Annotated in this window: 15 protein-coding genes and 1 other annotated feature; of the genes, 4 read left to right on the forward strand and 11 right to left on the reverse strand. The window is 40.1% G+C overall.

The genetic code is table 11. From position 1 onward, the window contains the following. Positions 1 to 155: 155 nt before the first annotated feature. Both MKX55_RS12730 and MKX55_RS12735 read right to left on the reverse strand, forming a co-directional pair. Positions 156 to 1016: an SPOR domain-containing protein gene (locus MKX55_RS12730; RefSeq protein ID WP_339233107.1), complete on the reverse strand. Its 861-nt coding sequence runs from the start codon at positions 1014 to 1016 to the stop codon at positions 156 to 158. 116 nt (positions 1017 to 1132) lie between these two features. Then, the gene (locus MKX55_RS12735; RefSeq protein ID WP_339177501.1) at positions 1133 to 2389 is read right to left on the reverse strand and encodes a folylpolyglutamate synthase/dihydrofolate synthase family protein; all 1257 of its coding nucleotides are present in this window, start codon (positions 2387 to 2389) and stop codon (positions 1133 to 1135) included. Between the two features lie 205 nt (positions 2390 to 2594). Here MKX55_RS12735 and MKX55_RS12740 point away from each other — a divergent pair, with 205 nt between their 5' ends. Then, entirely contained in the window at positions 2595 to 3491 is an 897-nt protein-coding gene (locus MKX55_RS12740; protein ID WP_339233108.1) for a RimK family alpha-L-glutamate ligase, read from the forward strand. Continuing rightward, a complete protein-coding gene (locus MKX55_RS12745) occupies positions 3488 to 4336 on the forward strand; it encodes a hypothetical protein (RefSeq protein WP_339233109.1) in 849 nt (282 codons plus the stop codon). Before MKX55_RS12740 ends, MKX55_RS12745 begins: the two co-directional genes overlap by 4 nt. Before the next feature lie 24 nt (positions 4337 to 4360). On the opposite strand, the gene MKX55_RS12750 is transcribed toward MKX55_RS12745, so the two are convergent. Beyond that, entirely contained in the window at positions 4361 to 7006 is a 2646-nt protein-coding gene (locus MKX55_RS12750) for a valine--tRNA ligase (protein WP_339233110.1), read from the reverse strand. A 53-nt stretch (positions 7007 to 7059) separates the two neighbouring features. Then, positions 7060 to 7305 (reverse strand) — a binding site (T-box leader). 206 nt (positions 7306 to 7511) lie between these two features. On the opposite strand from MKX55_RS12750, the gene MKX55_RS12755 reads away from it, so the two are divergent. Continuing rightward, positions 7512 to 7700: a hypothetical protein gene (locus tag MKX55_RS12755; protein ID WP_193062321.1), complete on the forward strand. Its 189-nt coding sequence runs from the start codon at positions 7512 to 7514 to the stop codon at positions 7698 to 7700. On the opposite strand, the gene ysxE is transcribed toward MKX55_RS12755, so the two are convergent. From ysxE to hemA, 8 genes are all read right to left on the reverse strand, one after another. After that, entirely contained in the window at positions 7697 to 8695 is a 999-nt protein-coding gene (gene ysxE, locus MKX55_RS12760) for a spore coat protein YsxE (protein WP_193062323.1), read from the reverse strand. The genes MKX55_RS12755 and ysxE overlap by 4 nt on opposite strands. Before the next feature lie 154 nt (positions 8696 to 8849). Next, positions 8850 to 10097, reverse strand: a complete 1248-nt coding sequence (spoVID, locus tag MKX55_RS12765) for a stage VI sporulation protein D (RefSeq protein WP_339233112.1) — start codon at positions 10095 to 10097, stop codon at positions 8850 to 8852. 149 nt (positions 10098 to 10246) lie between these two features. Further along, the gene (locus tag MKX55_RS12770) at positions 10247 to 10789 is read right to left on the reverse strand and encodes a GNAT family N-acetyltransferase (protein ID WP_193062400.1); all 543 of its coding nucleotides are present in this window, start codon (positions 10787 to 10789) and stop codon (positions 10247 to 10249) included. A gap of 310 nt (positions 10790 to 11099) precedes the next feature. After that, positions 11100 to 12386, reverse strand: a complete 1287-nt coding sequence (hemL, locus tag MKX55_RS12775; protein WP_339233114.1) for a glutamate-1-semialdehyde 2,1-aminomutase — start codon at positions 12384 to 12386, stop codon at positions 11100 to 11102. A gap of 12 nt (positions 12387 to 12398) precedes the next feature. After that, positions 12399 to 13382 (reverse strand): porphobilinogen synthase, encoded by a 984-nt coding sequence (gene hemB, locus MKX55_RS12780; protein WP_042534412.1) that lies wholly within the window; start codon positions 13380 to 13382, stop codon positions 12399 to 12401. Beyond that, the gene (locus MKX55_RS12785) at positions 13375 to 14142 is read right to left on the reverse strand and encodes a uroporphyrinogen-III synthase (RefSeq protein ID WP_193062329.1); all 768 of its coding nucleotides are present in this window, start codon (positions 14140 to 14142) and stop codon (positions 13375 to 13377) included. Before MKX55_RS12785 ends, hemB begins: the two co-directional genes overlap by 8 nt. Positions 14143 to 14144: 2 nt before the next feature. Continuing rightward, the gene (gene hemC, locus MKX55_RS12790; RefSeq protein WP_193062331.1) at positions 14145 to 15071 is read right to left on the reverse strand and encodes a hydroxymethylbilane synthase; all 927 of its coding nucleotides are present in this window, start codon (positions 15069 to 15071) and stop codon (positions 14145 to 14147) included. 405 nt (positions 15072 to 15476) lie between these two features. Next, entirely contained in the window at positions 15477 to 16850 is a 1374-nt protein-coding gene (gene hemA / locus MKX55_RS12795; RefSeq protein ID WP_339177515.1) for a glutamyl-tRNA reductase, read from the reverse strand. A 337-nt stretch (positions 16851 to 17187) separates the two neighbouring features. On the opposite strand from hemA, the gene MKX55_RS12800 reads away from it, so the two are divergent. Beyond that, positions 17188 to 17667, forward strand: a complete 480-nt coding sequence (locus tag MKX55_RS12800; RefSeq protein WP_193062335.1) for a hypothetical protein — start codon at positions 17188 to 17190, stop codon at positions 17665 to 17667. Positions 17668 to 17746: the final 79 nt, after the last annotated feature.

A 17746-nucleotide genomic window follows, 5' to 3' on the forward strand; every position in this document is an offset into this window, starting at 1 on the left:
CTATAATTGCTGTTTTCCAATAAGAAACGGCTGTTTTGTTAACTTATTACTATTGTAAAAATAAATTTTATATAAAATTACCAGTTCATTAAGAAAAACCATTAGAAAGCTGGATTGATATGCCAGCTTTCTAATGGTTTTTCAACATCTGCTCCCTATAATTCGTCATAGATTTTCATCCAGGTCAACAATTGATAAGAAGAAGGCTCTCCTTGCATTTCGGTTAAGCTGCTTAATAATTCATCAATCGCCACAGTCTCTGCAGGAGCCTTGTCCACTAGAGCAGCTATCTCTTCCTCAGCAATCGGCTGATTGGACTCTGTCTGCTGGAGCTGCTCCTCAAAAAAAGTTTGAAACGCTGTGATCCATTCACTTTCTGCTTCGGTCATTTCTATTTCCTTTGTCTGCGTTCCCCATGCCTTCACATAAAGCTCTGCCTGATTATCGGAAAGGGATGCAGCAAGATCCTGTGCAGCATCCTCTGATGATGCAACTCCTGCCATTAGATAAAACTCTCCATCCCTGTCAAAAAATACAGATGGAATATTTAAATTCGTCAAGCTGGCGATTAATGGGTCAGCATTTTCTTGTTCTGAAAAAACACCTGCTTGAAGGATATAGGTTTCTAACGAAGCGAGTGTAACAGCAATAACATCTGGACTGGCTTCTTCCTTTTCTGCCGGCGTTACCGCTGGGGTTGTTTGGGATGGATTTTCAGCACTTGTCGGTGTGTCAACCTGCAGAAACATCCGGAAAATAAAAAAACCAATCAAGGTGCCGACAAGCACAGCACTACCTCCACTAATCAGGATTGTTTTCCATACCGAATTTCTTTTTAATTTCCCCTTATTCGTGCTTTTGACAGCTGTCAGCGTGGTGATGTCTGTTTCTTCCGGTTCGTTCTCCAGCGTTGCTGCCGATGCTCTTTCTGCACTATCTTCTTTGGAGGATGTGTGGACTTTGTATGTCCAAGTACCTTTCGTATCTTTTATTCTATGCAGTTTATGTTTTGTCATTCATCCAGCCCTCCAGTGCCAGTTTTGTTTTACTCTAGCACAGCCCTTGTAAAAAGTAAGGCGAATCATGACGCTATCTATTATAATCGTTCTACAATTTTCTTGATAACCCCTCCCTATTCAGACGCTTCAAGTGTCTTCACAAAAGAACGGATATAATCAACAAAATGAAAGGAACCTGTTATCAGGATCGGTGCCATTGACGTTTTTATTTTTTCTTTCATCCATGCCTGCCAGTCCTCGACCTGTTCTCCCTTATCTTGCAGCGGATAATCGGTTAAGGCAGCTGCCCGGGGATGGTCAAACGATGTTATATATAAGTTTGGAAAGACATCTGCCAGCAGACGTTGCATTTCTTCTATATCTTTATCTTTAAAAGCTGCAAACAGTACATGTACTTTTCTTCTTGGATAAATAGCTCTCACAGTTTTAATAAAAGCTCTTACTCCTGCTTCGTTATGAGCACCATCTACTAGAATAAACGGATTATCATGAATCTTTTCCATTCTGCCGGCGATGGTCACTTTTTGAATTGCTTCGATGGACGTGTGCATATCCAGATGACCGAATCGATTTTTTAACACTTTTAACGCCTGTATCGCTACGGAAGCATTATGATGCTGATGTAACCCAATTGTCCGAAGCTTTACTCGATAACGCGAGCCAAGGTTTTTCCATTCAAATTCATCAATCTGAATATTTTCCATCGTAAAGTCCATCCCAAAACGATATAATACTGCTCTATTTTTATTTGCTTCATTAACAATTGGAGTGAGCGCCTCTCCTTCTACCCCTGTTATAATCGGAGTATGAGGTTTTATAATTCCAGCTTTATGCGCTGCGATTTCCACAAGTGTATCTCCCAAAAAAGCAGTATGGTCCTTGGAAACCGTGGTAATAATGGATAAAACTGGTTGTATCACATTGGTCGTATCGTCTCTTCCGCCCATACCAGCTTCAATAATAGCTATATCAACATTTCTGGAGAAATATAAAAATGCCATTGCTGTCATAATTTCAAAATGGCTTGGCGGCTTGCCTTCTTGATCCATTTGTTCAATGATTGGATTTATTTCTTCAAATAGTTCGGCGAATACATCTTCTGAAATAAATTCCCCATTGTAGAGAATAAATCCGGTCAAACCATTTAAACTTGGTGATGTAAAGGTTCCAATCCGATAACGATTTGCTCTTAAAGCAGCCTGCAAAAAAGCTCCTGTGGATCCTTTTCCGTTTGTACCGGCAATGTGGACCGAAGTAAACTTCTTCTCCGGATGATCTAAAGCTTCTAATAATGCTTCTATCCGGTCTAGCCCCGGCTGTACGCCAAGCTGCTGACGTTTTTCAAAAAAATCATGGATGTTCGTACGCATCTTTCTTTCCTCCTTTGTCTATTTCATCGTATACTAATTATCACAGCATAAGCGTCCGTGCTTTTCCCTGCTATATTACATACAGCTAAAACTTTTTGTATACAGGGAGGTGGCCGCTTCATCTCCTCAGTGACTTCCCTAAGGTTATCAGGGAAAATTGACCAATAGCTAAATTTTTACCCTCTAGCAGAAAGGATGTACGATTTTGAATTATACTGGCTGGATTATTATTAATGGAAGTATCGCAACGGATAAATTTCTCGATTATGCAACTATGATTGATGAAGCCGCTGCAAAACAAAAAATGAAAACCATTTGTTTAAAAAACGATGCGGTTTTAACTTTATTATGCCCGAAAAATGGAACGGTGTCACCTATACCAAACCATAATAAACTGCCTGATTTTGCTTTTTTTATCGACAAGGATATTTATCTGGCAAGACAGCTGGAGCAGCTGGGGGTTCGTGTCTTTAATAGTTCACATGCTATCGAAATCAGCGACGATAAAATCTACACTTATCAAATGCTCATGAGAAATCAGCTTCCTATTCCGGAAACGATTATTGCTCCTAAAAAATATCATGCAGGTGATCTGCCGTCCGACTATATCCAGGAAATAATCGATCATTTTGGTTTTCCGTTGATTGTGAAAGAAGCATATGGCTCCTTTGGTGAACAGGTTCATTTAATCGACAACCAACAGGGCTTAACAAATATTATCTCGAATATTGGCGAGCGCCCCTTCGTATTTCAGCGTTATATAGAGGAAAGCAGAGGCCGGGATATCCGCGTTCAGGTAGTTGGTGACAAAGCGATAACTGCTGTGGAACGGCAAAACGACGTAGATTTTCGGGCAAACGTAACTAATGGAGGCAAAATGCTGCCCTTTCCCCTTAATGAGAATACAGAAAAGCTGGCTGTAGCAGCAGCAAAAGCTATTGGAGCTGATTTTGCCGGCGTCGATTTATTATTTGGCCGAGACAGTGAACTGCTGATTTGTGAAATAAATGCGAACGCACATATCCGCAATCTATATGAGTGTACGGGCGTTAACGCCGCTGATTATATGATAACTTATATAAAAAAGGAGCTTTCCCGATGAATGGATGGCTCATATATACGAAAGCAGATTCAATAAGAAATAAAAGCTATATCGACTGGTTTATAGATGAAGCTAAAAAGCAGTCCATCCATCTCACATTATTGGTCAGGGAAGATCTATCGATTGGCATAGACCAAAATAAACAGGTTATCTATGCAAATGGAGAAGAAATCTGTGCAGATTTCGCAGTCGTCCGGACAATGGAGCCTCTTCTCAATAAACAATTAGAGTTAATGGGAATTACCGTATTTAATCACTCTATAATCTCAGAAACATTTAATCATAAAGCATATGGCTATCTCGCTATCCGGCAACTAGGTATTCCTGTTCCGGAAACCTATTTTTTTCCCGGAAAAATGGATCCACCCTCCCTGCCGTTTGATTTTCCTTTTGTTGCCAAAACAGCTAATGGAAAAGGAGGAAAGCAGGTTGCGATGCTTCATAGCCAAAAAGAATGGGAAGCATATCGTCAAAGCTTAACGGAAGATTATGTGTTACAGTCTTCCCAGCATATTCAGCCGGGCAAGGATTTACGCGTGTTCGTGATTGGTACAAGGATTATAGCAGCTGTTTTGCGTGAGAATTCAAATGATTTTCGCGCAAATTACTCTCTTGGCGGAACAGCATCTCTGTATACGTTAAATGAAACAGAAAAAAATATCGTTCAAACAATTATAAATGCTTATGATTTTGGGCTTGCCGGTATTGATTTTATGTTCACGGAAAATGGAGAATTTGTATTTAATGAAATTGAAGATGCCGTCGGTTCGCGTACGCTGAGCAAGCTCAGCGATATCAATATATTAGAAGAATATGTAACGTATATAAAAGAAAAAATGCTATGAGAATTTGTCTCATAGCATTTTTCATTATTGTTTTAATTCTTCTAAACGGGCTTTTACTTTCGCCTGTTTATCCAGATAATCTTTTTCTTTCTGTTTTTCTTCTTCTACTAATGCTTCTGGTGCTTTGCTGATAAAGCCTTGGTTAGAGAGCTTTTTCTGCACTCTTTCTACTTCTTTGTTCCATTTAGCAAGTTCGTTTTCCAAACGTGCGATTTCTTTATCAAAGTCAATCAGGCCTTCTAAAGGAAGGAAGATTTCTGCACCTGTCACAACAGAGGTCATCGCCTTGTCCGGAGCTGCAATATCTTCTGCAATTTGCAGAGAGCTCGGGTTACAGAAACGCTCTAAATATTCCCGATTTTTTTCTAATTCCTGCACAAGTACTTCATTTTCTGCGGAGATAAGCATCTCAATTTGCTTAGACATCGGTGTATCTACCTCAGCCCGGCTGTTACGTACAGATTTGATAATAGCGACTAAGCGCTGCATTTCAGAAACTGCTTTTTTATCATCAAATGCCAGATTTACTTTTGGCCATTCGCTGACTGTAATAGATGCTCCTTCATGCGGAAGCTGTTGCCAGATCTCCTCTGTGATAAACGGCATAAACGGATGCAGCATGCGCATCGTCTGGTCTAAAACATGAGCCAAAACAGAACGGGTTGTGTTTTTCTTAGCTTCATCCTCGCCATATAACGTCAGTTTTGCCATTTCAATATACCAATCACAGAATTCATCCCAAATAAAGTTATAGAGATATCTTCCTGCTTCACCAAATTCATATTTATCCGCATTTCTCGTTACATGGTCAATTGTTTCATTCAATCGAGATAAAATCCATCTGTCTGCAACCGTTAAGTCTCCTGTTAAATCAATATCCTCATACTGGAACCCTTCCATATTCATAAGAGAAAAGCGGGAGGCATTCCATACTTTATTGGCAAAATTCCAGGTAGACTCAATTCGCTCCCAATGGAAACGCAGGTCCTGACCAGGTGTAGAACCCGTCATTAAGAAATAGCGCAGTGAATCGGCACCGTATTTATCAATGACATCCATCGGGTCTACCCCGTTCCCCAGGGATTTACTCATTTTTCTTCCTTCTGCATCACGAATTAAACCATGCAGCAATGTATCCTCAAATGGACGTTCATTCATAAATTCCTTTGATTGGAAAATCATCCGGGATACCCAGAAGAAAATAATATCATAGCCTGTTACCAAAACATTGGTAGGGAAATAACGTTTCAAATCAGCGGATTCTTCATTAGGCCAGCCCATGGTAGAGAACGGCCATAAGGCAGAGGAGAACCATGTATCCAATACATCCTCATCCTGCTCCCAGTTTTCAGCATCCTCTGGCGCTTCTTTGCCTATATAAATTTCACCTGTTTCTTTATGGTACCAAGCCGGAATCCGGTGTCCCCACCATAATTGTCTGGAAATACACCAGTCACGGATATTATCCATCCAGTTGAAATATGTTTTTTCAAATCGCTCTGGTACAAAGTTGACTTTTTCCGCGTCAGAATCCTGCATCTTCAAAGCTGATTCTGCCAATGGCTCCATTTTTACAAACCATTGTGTAGATAAGTAAGGCTCAACCACTGCACCGCTTCTCTCCGAATGTCCAACCTGATGTGGACGTTCTTCGATTTCAAATAGCACGCCCTGCTCTTGCAGGTCCTTAACCAGCTGCTTCCGGCATTCAAAACGGTCTAATCCCTGATACTTTCCTGCATTTTCATTCATGGTGCCATCTTCGTTCATCACAAGGACACGCTCTAGATCATGACGGTTCCCGATTTCAAAGTCATTTGGATCATGAGCAGGTGTAATTTTTACTGCTCCGGAACCAAGCTCCATATCTACATAATCATCCGCCACAATTTGCATTTCTCTTCCTACAATCGGCAGGATAACCGTCTTGCCGATTAAATGCTGATAGCGGTCATCTTTTGGATGCACCGCAACGGCCGTATCCCCGAGCATGGTTTCCGGTCGGGTCGTCGCAATCTCGATTGTTTCATCACTATCCTTTATCGGATAGCGCATATGATAAAACTTCCCTGGAATCTCTTCATAAATTACCTCAATATCTGAAAGGGCGGTTTTAGTGGAGGGATCCCAGTTAATAATATATTCTCCGCGGTAAATCAATCCTTTTTCGTAAAGACGGACAAATACCTCCCGAACAGCTTCAGACAAACCTTCGTCTAACGTGAAACGCTCCCGAGAATAGTCTAAACCAAGTCCAAGCTTCTCCCACTGCGAGCGAATAAAGCTTGCATATTCCTCTTTCCACTCCCAGGATTTTTCTAGGAACTTTTCCCGTCCAAGCTCATAACGGTTTGTTCCCAATTCTTTTAATTTTGCTTCTACCTTTGCCTGGGTAGCAATCCCCGCATGATCCATTCCAGGAAGCCACAATACATCATAGCCCTGCATACGCTTCATACGTGTGATTGTATCCTGCATCGTTGTATCCCATGCATGCCCTAAATGCAATCGCCCTGTTACATTTGGCGGCGGAATCACAATGGAATACGGCTCTTTTTCCGGATCATCCTTTGCTTCAAAAAACTTCCCATCTAACCAAAACTGATATCTTCCTGCTTCCACTTCCTGTGGATTATATTTAGGAGGAAGCTGATTTTGTTTATCTGACATGTTAAAAAACCTCCTTTATTCGTTCAACTAAAAAAACCTTTTCATCCTTATAAATAAAGGACGAAAAGGTATATTTCCGTGGTACCACCTTTGTTTGCTGATCAATAAAAGCTGTTGCAGCCTGATTGAAGCACACTTATGGTCATGAATATCGGCTGACAACCGGAATCTCCTACTCCATTTTTCAAAGATTCTACATCAGAGACGACTTCAAGAACAACCTTCCCAGGAAATTTTCAGCACAGGATTTCCCTCTCTAAGAGCGTTTTTTCTTTACTACTTCTCTTCCACGTGTTCGTATGTTTTCTTCGTAACATTTATTTTATCGTTTCCTTCTGAGAACGTCAACTAGATTTTCATATATTTACCGATAAATAGGCTTGTTCCCGGTTCATTAAAAAAAGTGTATCTATATTATTGACACACCTTTCAAGCATTTATACATAACATAATATATCAAATTTCTGAAGTTTATCTTTATCAAACAAACAGGAGGTGAAAAAAGATGTCTCGTTTCTATCGTTACCGGCTCCCGCCATGGGCTAGAAAATGTATTTTTGTTGCGGAAACCGTGTGTACACCAATTATGATTTTCCAGCTTATCCGGACGCTTTTAATACCAACAACACTTGATATTTTATTACTTGGACTCCTAATTGGTCTAGTGGTAGCTTTTTATCTGCAATGGATTTAGTCTGGCTGTTCTTCCTTGGACTCATATGTTTCTTGTATAAACTCCACCCAATTCATCCCAAATTCTAAACGACGGAATTGCTGCTGCAGCTCTTTGACCTGATTAACCATCGATTTCTTTGTGCGGCGGTCTGTATAATTCTTGAGTACACTTAAATAGAATGATGGATTTAGTAAATAGACAGAAACAAGATGCATTTCCTTTACAGTCAGATGATTTGTTTTTTGATAGACGGTAAATGCTTGCTGTATCGTTTCTTCAGGCTGGTTATAAGCGCCTGTCAATCCTCGGAAATAATGGGATAAATCACGTGCCGGATGTTCAAAACCACCTGATTCCCAATTAATTAAATAGCCTCCCTTTGAATGCGTATCATCGACTCGTTGATGACATAAGCTGGAAGACCATAAAATCTCCGTTTCTTCCTCTCCATAGATTTGATACAGTTTATCTTGCAGCAGCCCTACAGCATGGCAAACACCCTTATAATGCGTGCAATAAAGCAGTTCAAACGGTGACATATATTTTCGGCTTTCATAATCGGTGACGCGAACATGGAGCTGATCTAAGGATTGCTTGCAAAAGCTCGAAAATCCTTGAAATGATTCTTTAAGACGATCGGATTTAATACGGCTGGTCTGCCTTGTCTTTTTATGAATCTGTGCAAGTGTCTGCATTGTTCGCTCAATGTTATACGCGGAATCTGTGACCTCCGGAGAGTCAATCCAAGGTGTTAAATAATAGTAAAAGTTTTCCTCCTTATGAAAAAATGCATTGTCCCGGGTTAAATACACAGGTAAAATCTCTGTCACATTTTTTTCACGAGCAATACGGTAGACATGCTGCCAATTCTCCATCGTCTGTTCTGTTAAAAAACTGCGCTTCAAAGCATATTCCTGCATACCGTCAAATACTTTTACAACACGCTCTGTCTGTTTTTCGATACTGACGGGATAGATATGATATGCTTCCAGGACCTTCTTCCATATATTCACTACATGTCACCCCTTATTTGTAAACTCGGAATTGCTCGTGTATATCAAATCTGCATTACATCTGAATATTAACCTGTATAAAATAATTAAAAACATAGATTATGTAAAACTCCGGCACAAATAATCTCATTCATTATTTGTGCAGAGTCTTTATTTATTGTTTAGATGGAATATAAAGCAGCTGTCCTTCATTTACTTCCAATTCTTCTTCTAATTGGTTATGCTTGATTAATTGCAGCGGGCTGATTGCAAACCGTTCTGCTATGGTATCGATTGTGTCATTCTCCTGAACAATGCACAGACGCATTTTGGCATAATGATTCTCGTCTGCTTCACGGAAAATCTGAGATAGTAACGATTCGCTTTCTGTTCGTTCCTCCTCTTTTTTCGTTTCTTCAGCCACCAGTATTTCTTCCTCCCTGGGTGTATCTGGATAGAAGGTATCTTCTATATAATCAATCACCTCGGATTCATCAGCGACATCCCAGCCTGGTTTCTCCTCTGTCATCTCCATATCTTCCTCAGCTTCTAATACCTCTTCCACCTGCTCTTCTTCTTCTGAATCATCCTCTGAAGCCTTTCCTTTCGAAAGAGACTCAAAATATTCAGAAAGAGGCTGTGACTTTACTTTCCATCGATCCGGGTCATCTTCTGGCTCCTCTTCTGAATGGCTTTCTTGCAATGTTAATAGTTCTTCCATTTTTTTCTGATCTTTCGATATCGTTTGCTCATTACGAATTAATGCTTCTTCCGAAGGGCTTTCTTCTAATATCGGCTCAACTTCCGGTTTTATTTCTTCTTCCGACGCTAGCAATTCTTCTAATTTTTTCTGATCTTCCGAGATCGTTTGTTCATTGCGGGTCAATGCTTCTTCCGGAAGTTCTATTTCAAAGGAAAATGTGTCTCCTACCTGTTCTTGATCCGCTTCTGCTGTTTCCCAATTTTCTTCTGACGGACGATATGCTTCATCCTGTAAAATCCCTTGAATCTCAACCGCAGCAGTAATTTTTAAACTATCTGCACCTAATAAATCATAATCAAAGGATTCAATTTGCACCGTGACATCTTCTATTTTATTCACCCGATGAGGCGGCACAGATATATCTACAGGAAATTTATGGGTGAATACATACAGTCCATTTACCTCTCTAATACTTTCGACATAACGCTTAGCTTGAATTTGATCAAAGTCAAAAATCTCTTCTCCTTCTTCTTCACCATTTACTTTTTGATATTCTCCCTGCAGCTCAAGATTGCCATGGATAGAAATATAGTTATCTAATGATTCGATTGTTATTTCTGGTTCAATGGAAATTCCCCTGAGTTCTTCTACTTCCTGTCCTTTTTCAAAAAACAGTGATTCTTCCAGTTCAAAAATAAATGAATTAGAATCTACTGACAAATGTATTCCTCCTCTCGCAAACAGTCCAGATGCGAATCATTCGTTATCATTTATATGATAAGAAACCGCGGAATATGCTAAGGAGGAAGATTGGTTTAAAGCAAACAAGAAAAGCCGGGGTATCGTTTATGTTAAATGCCCTTCAAAAATCACTCTGTTTCCCGGTATTCCATTAACCAGCAATCCCGATATTCCCCCTCATGCAGTTCATGGCAAGGAAGTAATTTTATTTTCTTAAAACCACTTTTCTCGTAACAGCGAATCGCTCTTTTATTCCAGGCTTGAGGATCCATGACGACTTTATTTATGCGTTTCTTGTTAATTAAATAAGCAACCATCGACTTGATCAGGAGGCTGCCAATACCTCTATCCCAGTATTGCGTTTCTCCTATAAATTGATCCATTCCATAAATAACATCTTTATCATTTAAATAACCGTATTTTTTTCTCGTATTTATATTTAATAGATAATATTGAATGTAACCGATTTCTAAACTATCAAAAGCTATGATACATCGGACTACATTGTCTTGAAGCGGATAAAATTTTTCATTCACTTTTTCTAAATCAAATGGATTATCTCTCCCATCGTAAAATTGAAGAACTGCCGGATCAGAAAGCCACTTTGCCAGTAAATAATTATCCTCTTTTGCTAATTCACGAACGGTTAGCTTATTATTTTGAAACAGCATCATTGTATGATCACCCCGCCTGAAATTTTGTGAAAGTAATATCCTGTCAGTAAGAAAAACCAAGAAAATCACTTGGTCTTTAAAATACTGGTATTCTTGCCGAGCAGATGTCCGCTACGACGGTTTTCGATGGAGCGAGTAATCGCAGTCCCGGGAAGTCGCTTTCCGCGGGCAACGGCTTAGCCGCACGGTAAGAAAACCGCTTCCTGCTCAGGTCTACCTGTTGCTTTTCCCGCATGAGTCGACTTCCCTCTTATTCCTAAAAAAAGAGAAACCCACTTGGATTTCTCTTTTACTAATCTTTTTATAATTACTTTCCAATCTTAGAAAAAGCAGTATGCACTGCTGCAATTGTCTTTTCAATATCCTCATCTGTATGTGCAGTAGATAAGAATAATCCTTCAAATTGAGATGGCGGCAAAAATACGCCTTCTTCAATCATCGCACGGTAATATTGCGCAAAGTAGTCTAAATTAGAGGATTGCGCCGTTTCAAAATCGACAACTTCCTGATCTGTGAAGAATACACCGACCATTGAACCGGCACGATTAATATGAAGCGGTATATCATATTTATCTGCCGCCTGGCGGAATCCTTCTGTAAGACGATCCACTTTTTTATTAATTTCTTCATAGGACGCTTCTGACAAGGACGCTAACGATTCATAGCCCGCTGTCATAGCTAAGGGGTTACCGGATAATGTACCGGCTTGATAAATCGGACCAGTCGGTGCAATCTGCTCAATAATTTCACGTTTTCCGCCGTACGCGCCGACAGGCAGACCGCCGCCAATAACTTTACCAAGACAAGTCAAATCCGGAGTAACATCAAAATGTCCCTGCGCGCTGTAGTAGCCGACACGGAAACCAGACATTACCTCATCAAAGATAAGAAGTGAGCCATTTTGCTCCGTAATGTCGCGAACAGCTTGTAAGAAACCTTCTTTTGGAGGCACGACTCCCATATTTCCACATACAGGCTCCATAATTACCGCTGCAATTTTGTCACCATAATGCTCAAAAGCAAGCTTCAGACTATCGACATCATTATAAGGAACAGTGATTGTATTCTTCGCGATATTCTCTGGTACTCCAGGGCTGTCTGGAAGACCAAGTGTTGCGACACCGGAACCTGCCTTAATCAGCAGGGAGTCCCCGTGACCGTGATAGCTTCCTTCAAATTTAATAATCAAATCCCGGTTGGTATAGCCGCGCGCCAGACGAATTGCACTCATCGTTGCTTCTGTTCCGGAATTGACCATTCGCACCATTTCAATGGATGGGACACGATCGATAACAAGCTTTGCAAGCTGATTTTCTAACAATGAAGGCGCTCCAAAGCTTGTCCCTTTTTCAACAACTTCCTTTAAGCTTTCCGTTACACGCTCATCAGCATGTCCTAAAATCAACGGACCCCAGCTTAATACGTAGTCAATATACGTGTTGCCATCAATATCGGTAATTTTAGAGCCTTTTCCTTCTTCCATAAAAATCGGATCCAATCCCACTGATTTAAATGCACGTACCGGAGAATTCACTCCGCCGGGCATTAAATCAACCGCTTCTTTATAAGCATCTACTGACCTTGTGTTTACCATGCTCTTCCTCCCTTATTTATCTTCTTGCAACCATTTTGCCACATCTTTTGCAAAATAGGTAATAATTAAGTCTGCGCCTGCACGTTTCATTGATAGCAGGGTTTCTGTCACTAATTTTTTCTCATCAATCCAGCCATTTAAAGCAGCTGCTTTAATCATGGAATACTCCCCGCTCACGTTATACGCAACGACGGGCACGTCAAAATTGTCTTTCACCTCACGCATAATATCCATATAAGACAGGCTTGGTTTTACAATTAAGAAATCAGCGCCTTCTTTAATATCCGATTTCGCTTCACGGATTGCCTCTAAACGGTTAGCAGGGTTCATCTGATATGTTTTCCTGTCTCCAAATTGAGGTGTACTGTCTGCTGCATCACGGAAAGGTCCGTAATAAGCGGAAGCATATTTCACCGCATAGGACATAATCGGAATATGATGAAAACCGGCTTCATCCAAAGCATGGCGGATGACGGTTACGAATCCGTCCATCATATTGGAAGGAGCAATAATATCGGCACCTGCCTTTGCCTGAGATACAGCTGTTTTAGCTAACAGCTCCAGAGAAGCATCATTGGCTACATCTCCATTTTCAATTACGCCACAATGTCCATGCGACGTGTATTCGCATAAACAGGTATCTGCGACTACAAGCATTTCTGGATACGCTTGTTTCACGATTCTTGTGGCTTCCTGAATAATTCCATGATCATGAAAAGCCTCAGAGCCGATTTCGTCCTTTTCTTCTACCACACCAAACAAAATAAGTGAACGAATTCCTAATTGATATGCTTCCTCCACTTCCTTCAATAAATGATCAAAAGAAACCTGGAAAACTCCCGGCATGGAAGAAACCTCATTTCGGATGTCTTCTCCTTCAATAACAAATATCGGATAAATAAAATCCGTTGCCCGTAGGTGTGTTTCTTGAACGAGTGCGCGCATCGAAACAGATGAACGCAAACGCCGATGTCTGTCAAATGTAAATTCACTCATGATTTATCTTCCTTTCATTTGCAATCGTTGAAATTAAATCCAACATCGCATCTGCGGTATAAGGCGTTGACGTATATACATCAGAAATTCCTAATTCCCTCGCCTTTTCTTCCGTCGTATTACCGATACAAATATATGTTGCATTTTTTGGTATATATTCTGCCAATTGCACAAACGCTTCTGCTGTTGATGGACTTGTAAACGTGATATAATCCACGGCGGAAAGCACTTGATTCAACTTTTGTTTGGATTCCATACAATACGTTGTCTCATATACTTCCAAAGTCTCATAAGCAATCTGTGCTTCTTTCAGTTTTTCTGGAAGCGTCGGCCTTGATAAATTTCCCCGTATCAGCAGCACTGGCTTATTCAATGTGTAAAAAGAAATAAACGCTTCTGCCATCGCCTGGGCATCAAAGGTTTCTGGAACAAAAGAAGCAGTATAACCATATCGATGCAATACTTCTTCTGTTTTCTTCCCGACGATTCCTATCTTCAATTCTTGTGGCAGTTTTATCTGCTGTTTACGGAGCAGCTGAAAAAAACCCTCCACCCCGTTGGCACTTGTTATAAATACCCAGCTGAAATCCGAGAGACGTTCCAGTACAGAAGTATCTTCAAACTGTTTTAGAAAATTTATTTTAATCATTGGGACGATGACCGGACTTCCACCCAGCTTTGTGACTTTTCCCGCCATTTCAGCAGCTTTTGTCTCTTCTCTCGTAATCAATATGCGCTCCCCGTGAAGCGGCTTACCCATGATTATTCCATCTCCTCTTTGACACGGTCAACGATATCTTTAGCTCCCTGATTCATTAATATTTCTGCTGCCTGCTTACCAACTTGTACAGAGTCGTTACCGCGGACAACTTCCTTCAAAATCGTTTGTCCATCGGGCGTACCTACTAAAGCAGTTAATACAATTTCTTCGCCATCTAAATAAGCATAGCCGCCAATAGGAACTTGACAACCCCCCTCCAATAAATGCAGAAAAGTACGTTCCGCCAGTACCGTTTTGGCGGTATATTCATTATGAATCTTTCGGACGATTTCTTTTAATTCTGTATCCTCTGCACGGCTTTCTATTGCAAGAGAACCCTGTCCTACAGCAGGTACACAGATTTCCGGATCCAGGTATTCTGTAATCAGATCCTCACTTAAACCGACTCGCTTTAATCCGGATACAGCCAAAATAATTGCATCGTAGTCTTCTTCATTTAGTTTTCGAATTCGTGTTTCCACATTACCTCGAATCCATTTAATCTCTAAATCCGGTCTGGCAGCAAGAATTTGTGCCCCTCTGCGTAAGCTGCTTGTGCCGACAATCGAGCCTTCTTTAAGGTCTGCTAATTTAATATTATTTTTCGCAATATAGGCATCGCGATGGTCTTCTCTGTCCGGAATAGAGGAAATCTCCAGTCCTTCAGGAAGAGAAGAAGGCATATCCTTCATGCTGTGAACAGCAAAGTCAATCTCCTTGTCAAACATTGCTTTTTCAATTTCTTTTACAAAAAGACCTTTTCCGCCAACTTTTGATAAAGTTACATCAAGGATTTGATCTCCTTTTGTAACAATCTTTTTTATCTCAAATTCATTTTCTACACCAGCTTTTTTCAGCTGATCAATAACCCATTTCGTTTGTGTCATTGCTAAATTACTTTTTCTCGAACCAACAATTATTTTTCGCATGATGTCTCCTCCTCGACTTTTCCGGGTTTATTCTAATACGTGTTCAAAAGTTGCCAAATCTAGAAGCAAGAAGAACAAGGCGACGTGTGTTTTACGAACGGGCTTCCACAGGATGTGGTGACTTCTGTGTTGTCCACAAAGGTTTTCGATGGGCGAGTAACCGCAGCAACGGTTTTAATAGACCGAGTAATCGCAGGTCTCAATGTTGTCAGGTTTGTGCTACCGCTGCGGAAAAACACTACGCTGTCCCAGTCCCATCGTAAAACACACGTCAACTACAGAGTTCGCCGCTTATCATTTGGTGACTTTTGAACAACCTCTTCTACAATAAAAAGCAACCAGAAAGTAAATGAAATGACCTTCTGGTTGGATGTGAATGATGTAAACAGGGTGAATCCATCCTGCTTAGGCAGTGGTTACTCGTTCAATAACCTTGAATGAGGAGGCTTCCTCTTGCGTAAATTTAGTGAATGCATCATTCTTTTTCAACTGTTTCGCAAATTCTTCTCTTACCTCATTCTCAATTCCAAAAATATCAATAAATAATTGCAATGCCTCATCTGCCTGCTCTGCGCCGGCCAATTCTTTCGCCTGCGTAATCGGCTCTTTCAGTAACTGATTGATAATACTTTTCGTGTGCTTATTAAGCACTTTTTTCTCACGATCCGTCAGACTTGGAATTTTCCGTTCAATACTTTTCATTGTTTCCGTTTGAATAGATAACGCTTTTTGTCTCAAAGCAGATATAACCGGAATAACTCCTAATGTTTTCATCCATTCCTTGAATTGAACAATTTCTTCCTCTAAGGATATTTCAATTTGTTCTGCTGCTGCTTTTCGTGACTCCAGATGCTCATCTACAATATGCTGCAGGTGATCGATATCAAATAAAGCAACCTGATTTACTTCAGCAATTTCCGGATCGATATCCCGGGGAACCGCAATATCTACTAAGAATAATTCTTTATCCTGCCGTTTACTCTGCACCTTTTCAATATCTTCTTTCGATAAAACAACAGATTCTGAACCGGTAGAGCTGATCAAAATATCCGCTTCTTCTAATACAGCGGATAGTTCATCCATCCCAGCAACCTTAGCTTCAAATTTCTCTGCCATCATTTTTGCTTTCTCCTGTGTGCGGTTAATGACAGTGATATCCTTTACTCCAGCGCCTTGAATGTTTTTCGCTGCCAATTCGCCCATTTTGCCAGCGCCTAAAATAGCTACATGCTTATTACTCAAATCTCCAAACTTTTCTTTTGCTAATTCCACAGCTGCATAGCTGATGGAGACAGCATGTTCACCGATCCCTGTCTCTTTATGCATCCGTTTCCCGAATGTAATAGCTTGTTTGAACAGTTCATTAAAAATGGTACCTGTTGTATTTGCCAGTTGTCCTTTTGAAAAAGCTTGTTTCAGCTGGCCAAGAATCTGTGTTTCGCCAAGAACCATGGAATCGAGTCCGGTTGTCACGCGAAACAGATGCTCCATTGCACCATCGTCCTCCGTAATCTGCAAGTATGTCGAAAAGGTTTCTTTCTCTTCTCCAAACCAATCTGCTAAAAATTGTTTAATATAGTATCTGCCAGTATGAAGCTGATCAACAACTGCGTATACTTCCGTCCGATTACATGTTGAAACAATCACATCTTCCAGAATACTCTTCTGTTCCTTCAATGCAATCATTGCTTCTGACAATTTTTCTTCATTAAACGTAAACTTTTCCCTAATTTCTACAGGGGTTGTTTTGTAATTAAACCCAACCTTTAAAATATGCACCGTACTACCCCCATTATGATTAAATGATTCAAAACTTTTTATGATTATTATCTAATAATCATTATAACATGTCATGAAATGCTTTTCGTGCTAAAATGTGAACAGAATCTGAAACAATTTGTACGTAACATAAGGATATGTATGATAAAATGATTCATTCCAGCTAAATAAAAACGACCGCTGCAACAACTTATTCCGACTGTAATGTAACATAACTGACCCATTATAGCAAGGAACTCACTTTTTTAAAGGATGTACTTGCTTTTTAAGAGACTGTCTGTTACATCCAGTATAATCATCTACAGTATTAAAACAGAGACATTTGGGAGGAATTTCGATGAAAAGAAAGCATTCACTGCTGGCTTATCTATGTATTGGAATCGGTATTTTTCTTTTACTGCGGGAGCTCCGAATTCCATTTTTTGTTGACCTATATTCATGGCAATCTTTCCTGATTGTAATTGGAATTGGCATTATTATTCATAGCTATACAACAAAAACGTACCAAAATTTATTTATAGGTACCTTACTTTTTGGAATCGGCATTCATCTTCACGGGGTAAAGCATTATTCTTTTTGGATAGATGATTGGTCTGTTTATTTCATTATTATAGGACTTGCCTTTATTATCCGTTATACCAAAACAAAAAAAGGATTTTTCTTAGGCCTTTTCTCTATTTTGTTAGGCTTGCTATTTCTTTTTTCGGAACAGCTTTCTATATACACCAGCTGGCTTGAGCCGATTGTTTCGCTCTTAGAACGTTTTTGGCCAGTTCTGCTTATTCTCTTAGGTATGTTTATGCTCAAACGCAAATAAGGATACAGTCAGGAATTAAATTTCCTGACTGTATCCTTATTTTATCTTCACTTATAACAAAACGTCACTAAGGCGGAAG

The sequence above is a fragment of the Oceanobacillus sp. FSL W7-1281 genome (assembly GCF_037969835.1).
GTDB classification, from domain to species: domain Bacteria; phylum Bacillota; class Bacilli; order Bacillales; family Amphibacillaceae; genus Oceanobacillus; species Oceanobacillus oncorhynchi.